Consider the following 4,831-nt stretch of genomic DNA (forward strand, 5'->3'; position numbering starts at 1 on the left):
TCTGTCCGGCACCTTTTGGCGTCAGTTTCCCGGGCGGGGTTTTTTCTCCCGCGTTTGTGGCATATTCCGACCCCACACCGCCGATGCCTGCTCCCGACCCCGCCGTTGCGTCAAGCACGGTCTTGCTGCTTTCCAGATCAATCAGCTGATAGCGCGCGCGCAGCGTGCGTCGTTCGCGCGTGACGGTATCGTCCGCGCGAACGCCAAAGCCTTCAATCTGGTCATCCAGTTTAACCACCAGTCGATAGCGCGCGTTGCTGCCATGCGATGCACCCAAACGGTCATTAAGGGCATTGCGCATCAGCCAGCCATTTTTGCCCTCGATCGCATCAACCGCGACCGAACCGAGTAACGCCGAAACCTGCCCCTGCGAGCCGCCGCTGTACAGCGGCTTCAGCCCGCAGGCCGAAAGCAACAGCGAGGCAAGGATTAGGGGTAGCAGTCTCATCATATAACGATATTCACCAAACGGTCGGGTACCACGATGATTTTCTTGGGGCTTGCGCCATCCATGGAACGCTGCACCTTCTCGCTGGCAAGCGCAAGCGCTTCAAGTGCATCCTTAGGCGATCCTTTGGCTACGGTTAGCGTATCGCGCAGCTTGCCCATCACCTGCACGGCAATGGTGACCTCGTCGTCAACCAGCAGCGCGGGATCATGGCTTGGCCAAGGCTGGCCCGCGATCAGACTTTTATTGCCCAATGCGACCCAGGCCTCTTCGGCCAGATGCGGCAGCATCGGCGCGACGAGCAGCGGTAATGTGCGGATCGCCGTTGTGCGCGATGCCGATGGCGCTGCCTTTTCGATATCGTTGACTAGGCCATGGACCTTGGCGACCGCCTTGTTGAAATGCAGCGCCTCGATATCGGCGGCGATACCCGCAATCGCGCGGTGCAGGCTCTTGTCGAGCGCCTTGTCTTCACCTTCCGCATTTTCCAGCCCGTCGACCAAGCGCCAGACGCGGTTTACAAAGCGCCATGTGCCCTCGATTCCGCTTTCGGACCATTCGAGGTCACGTTCAGGCGGGCTGTCCGACAGCATGAACCAGCGCACCGCATCGGCACCATATTGGTCAAACATCGGATCGGGATCGACGACATTCTTCTTTGATTTCGACATCTTCTCGATGCGACCGCGCTCGACTGGCGCACCATCAAGGGTGAATGCCTTATCGCCTTCAAATTTGATTTCTTCGGGGCTCAGCCAGGCACCTGCAGACGACTTGTATGTCTCGTGCGTCACCATCCCCTGCGTGAACAGCGCGGCAAAGGGTTCGGCAAAATCGAGCTTTCCGACCTTCTGCAGGGCGCGCGTCCAGAAACGGGCATAAAGCAGGTGCAGGATCGCATGTTCGATGCCGCCAATATATTGGCCAACCGGCAGCCAAGCCTCTGCCTCTTCCTTGTCGAAGGGCTTGTCGTCAGGCTGGCTGGCGAAGCGGATGAAATACCAGCTGGAATCGGCAAAGGTATCGAGCGTGTCCGTTTCACGGATCGCCGGTTCCTGGCAGTTCGGGCACTTCACATGTTTCCATGTCGGATGCCGGTCGAGCGGGTTGCCGGGAATGTCGAAACTGACGTCTTCGGGCAGTTTGACCGGCAACTGGGTGCGTGGCACCGGCAAAACGCCGCAAAATTCGCAGTGTATAATCGGGATCGGCGTGCCCCAATAACGCTGGCGACTGACGCCCCAGTCGCGCAGGCGGTATTGGGGCTGACCTACGCCCCAGCCTTCATGTTCGGCCTTGGCGATGACATCGGCTTTCGCCTCGTCAACGCTCAATCCGTTCATCCAGTGCGAATTGACGATTTTGCCGGGGCCGGTGTAGGCGACATCACCATAAAAGGCGCTGTCTTCTTTGTCGCCGTCGGCAACAACGCGCGTTACCGGCAGATCATATTTGCGGGCGAAATCAAGGTCGCGCTGGTCATGAGCAGGGCAGCCGAACACCGCGCCGGTGCCATAATCCATCAGCACAAAATTGGCGACATAGACCGGCAGATGCCAGTTGGAATCAAGCGGATGTTCAACGCTGATCCCGGTGTTGAAACCCATTTTCTCGGCAGTTTCGAGTTCAGCCGCAGTCGTTCCGCCGCGTTTGCACTCGGCTATGAAATCCTGCAGTGCGGGTGCATTCTCCGCCAGCGATTGCGCCAACGGATGATCGGCCGCAATTGCAACAAAGCTTGCGCCGTAAAGCGTATCGGGCCGCGTGGTGAAGACGTCGATACCGTCATGCGAGCCGACAAGATTGAAGGTGCATCGCAACCCCTTCGACTTGCCAATCCAATTTTCCTGCATCAGCTTGACCTTCTCGGGCCAATGCTCAAGTCCTTCCAAGCCTTCAAGCAGCTCCTCGGCAAAATCAGTGATCTTCAGGAACCACTGGTTCAGCTTCTTGCGCTCGACCAGCGCGCCCGAGCGCCAACCGCGCCCGTCGATCACCTGCTCGTTCGCCAGCACGGTCATGTCGACCGGGTCCCAATTGACCTCGCTTTCCTTGCGATAGACAAGGCCCGCCTTGTAGAAATCGAGGAAAAGCGCCTGTTCATGGCCGTAATAGTCTGGCTCACAGGTCGAAAGCTCGCGGCTCCAGTCGATAGCGAGACCCAACCGCTTGAGCTGCTTTTTCATCGCCTCAATATTCTGGCGGGTCCATGCGCCGGGATGGACCTTCTTTTCCATCGCCGCATTTTCGGCAGGCATGCCAAAGCTGTCCCACCCCATCGGATGGAGCACGGCATGGCCAGTCATCGCTTTGTAGCGCGCGAGCACGTCACCCATGGTGTAGTTGCGCACATGGCCCATATGAATGCGCCCCGACGGATAGGGAAACATCTCGAGGATATAGCTTTTGGGGCGCGGATCGCTGGCCGGGGGCGCGTTGAACACCCCCTGCTCTTCCCAGATTTTCTGCCAATGCCCGTCCGCTTTGAACGGGTTGAATCGTGATGCCATGGCTGGCTGTTTCCCTGTTAGTCTTCGCGCCTTCAACGCGAAGACGCAGGATTTTCGATATTAGTCGGCGATAGCGCTACGACGAAGGTCGCGCGCCTTGGTAAGGATGATGCCTTCAAGCTTTTGCACAGTCGCGGCACGGGTTGCCGCTGCAACCCATTGACCATTCTGCAAAACTTCACGGGCAGCGGCAACGCGCAGCGCATCAGCGCGTAGATCCTGATCGAGGATCGACACGGTCAGCTTCATGCGTTCTCCCGGGCTGGTCGGGTTCACATACCAGTCGGTCACGATCACGCCGCCTGCGCTGTCAGTCTGCAACAGCGGCATGAAAGACAGTGCATCAAGCGAGGCGCGCCACAAATAGCTGTTGACGCCGATGGTCGTCACCTGGCTTGCCGCCAGATCGGTCTTGGGGCGCTCCTTGCCGCCACAGGCAGCCAGTGCCAAAACCGAAGCTGTGACCAGGACGAACTGGTTAAAACGCATATTGAATCCTCGCGATTTCGCTGTTTGTGCGGACGTCTCTATTCACCTTTGTTGGCGCGGGCAAGCTTTCGCGAAACTGAACCGGATTTGGCTGTGTATATCGCCCGAAAAAGCGCGGATTCCGGTATCAGTTGCAACCGATTGTTGTGTATCGGCAACATATTGGTAAAATCACTAGCGTTGTGGATAAAATTATTTGTCGCCAATGGAATTGTGCCTATATTCCAAACCTGATGGAGTCGTAATAATACGGACATGAAACGGGGTGTAGCAAATTTGGGCCTTAAAGGCCGCAGGGCAGTTGCCTTCTTGGCAACGGGCAGCTTGTTGCTGTCGCCTGTGCTAGTCCCTGCTTTTGCAGCACAATTTTCTAATGTTGCAGCCCAATCGGGTAGCTGGATGAGCCGCTTCACACCTGCCGGTGTCGATAGCCGTCTTGCCGTTCGGGCAGAACGCAAGGCTGTGTCCGGTAACCAATTCCGCTTCACCCCTGCCGGTCTTGATCGCAAGGGCAACAATGTTTTGACGGTTGCGGCGCGCGCCGATCTGGCAAATTCGGCGAATGCGGTTTCGATTCGTTCGGCGATCGAAAAGTTTGAGGCTGGATCGGGAACAACGGTTCGCCTGAACAATTCCGACTATCAATTGTCCGCCGCCCGCGGCTGGCAAGGTTTCAAGCTGCCTGCGAAGGCGGTGCAGGTTGAACAGCCTCGTTTGTCGGGTATGGTCGGCAAGGGTGATTTCCGACTCGACGGTAACGACAAGAAGAAGCCCAGCCGCTTCAACACCGACCTAAGCGTCGATAAAGTCGGTAACGCTACCCCCAACCCGCGCGGTTCGGCAGCTGCAGGCGATTATGCGCTCAATGTCGGTGGCAGCTTCTCGATTTCGCGGCGTATCGACGTGACCGCAGGCGTCCGTTATTCTAGCGAGCGTGATCGCATCGCTCCTGCTGCTAACAGCAGCCCGGATAACGAAGCCGTTTATGTCGGCACCAAAATCCGCTTCTAAGCCTAACTAATTCCTGAAAGTGTCGATGGCTGCCCAGCCATGAACAATGTTGCGCGGCCATTTGGCGGCTTCTGCCCGATTCATCCCTCCCAGTGCCACGACCAGCGCAGGTTGGCAGAGGACCGCAAGCCTGCGAAACGCCAAGGCGCCTAATGCGCGTTCACCGGGATGTGAGCGGGTTTTCCGCAAGGGGGAGAGAAACATGATGCCCGCCCCGTGCCTTTTAGCCTGTTTGATTTCGCGGGGGTTATGTGCCGGCGCACTTAACAACAGCCGCTTGGACGATGCGCCTGGACCATGCACGCCATCGGCACCCCACGCCCTTGCGGTTCTGGCATTTCCGGCCAGCATCAAAATATGCCCACGCTGCACG

The 4,831-nt window shown here is 57.8% G+C and carries 5 protein-coding genes; 1 reads left to right on the plus strand and 4 read right to left on the minus strand.

Going from position 1 to position 4,831, the window contains the following annotated elements; all coding sequences use genetic code 11:
* The 3 genes from lptE to Q0239_RS04080 form a co-directional block, all read right to left on the minus strand.
* On the minus strand, positions 1-451 hold a 451-nt coding region (gene lptE, locus Q0239_RS04070; protein ID WP_298598818.1), incomplete at its 3' end, for an LPS assembly lipoprotein LptE.
* A complete protein-coding gene (gene leuS, locus Q0239_RS04075) occupies positions 448-2,958 on the minus strand; it encodes a leucine--tRNA ligase (RefSeq protein ID WP_298598821.1) in 2,511 nt (836 codons plus the stop codon). The genes lptE and leuS, both read right to left, overlap by 4 nt.
* A gap of 60 nt (positions 2,959-3,018) precedes the next feature.
* Positions 3,019-3,447: a DUF3576 domain-containing protein gene (locus tag Q0239_RS04080; protein ID WP_298598825.1), complete on the minus strand. Its 429-nt coding sequence runs from the start codon at positions 3,445-3,447 to the stop codon at positions 3,019-3,021.
* A gap of 255 nt (positions 3,448-3,702) precedes the next feature.
* On the opposite strand from Q0239_RS04080, the gene Q0239_RS04085 reads away from it, so the two are divergent.
* Complete coding sequence (locus Q0239_RS04085; RefSeq protein ID WP_298598828.1) at positions 3,703-4,458, plus strand: hypothetical protein; 756 nt, start codon at positions 3,703-3,705, stop codon at positions 4,456-4,458.
* 6 nt (positions 4,459-4,464) lie between these two features.
* Here the strand turns inward: Q0239_RS04085 and Q0239_RS04090 are convergent.
* The coding region (locus Q0239_RS04090; RefSeq protein ID WP_298598831.1) for a thiamine phosphate synthase at positions 4,465-4,831 on the minus strand (367 nt) is incomplete at its 5' end.

Source organism: uncultured Sphingorhabdus sp., from assembly GCF_937872355.1.
GTDB lineage: Bacteria > Pseudomonadota > Alphaproteobacteria > Sphingomonadales > Sphingomonadaceae > Sphingorhabdus_B.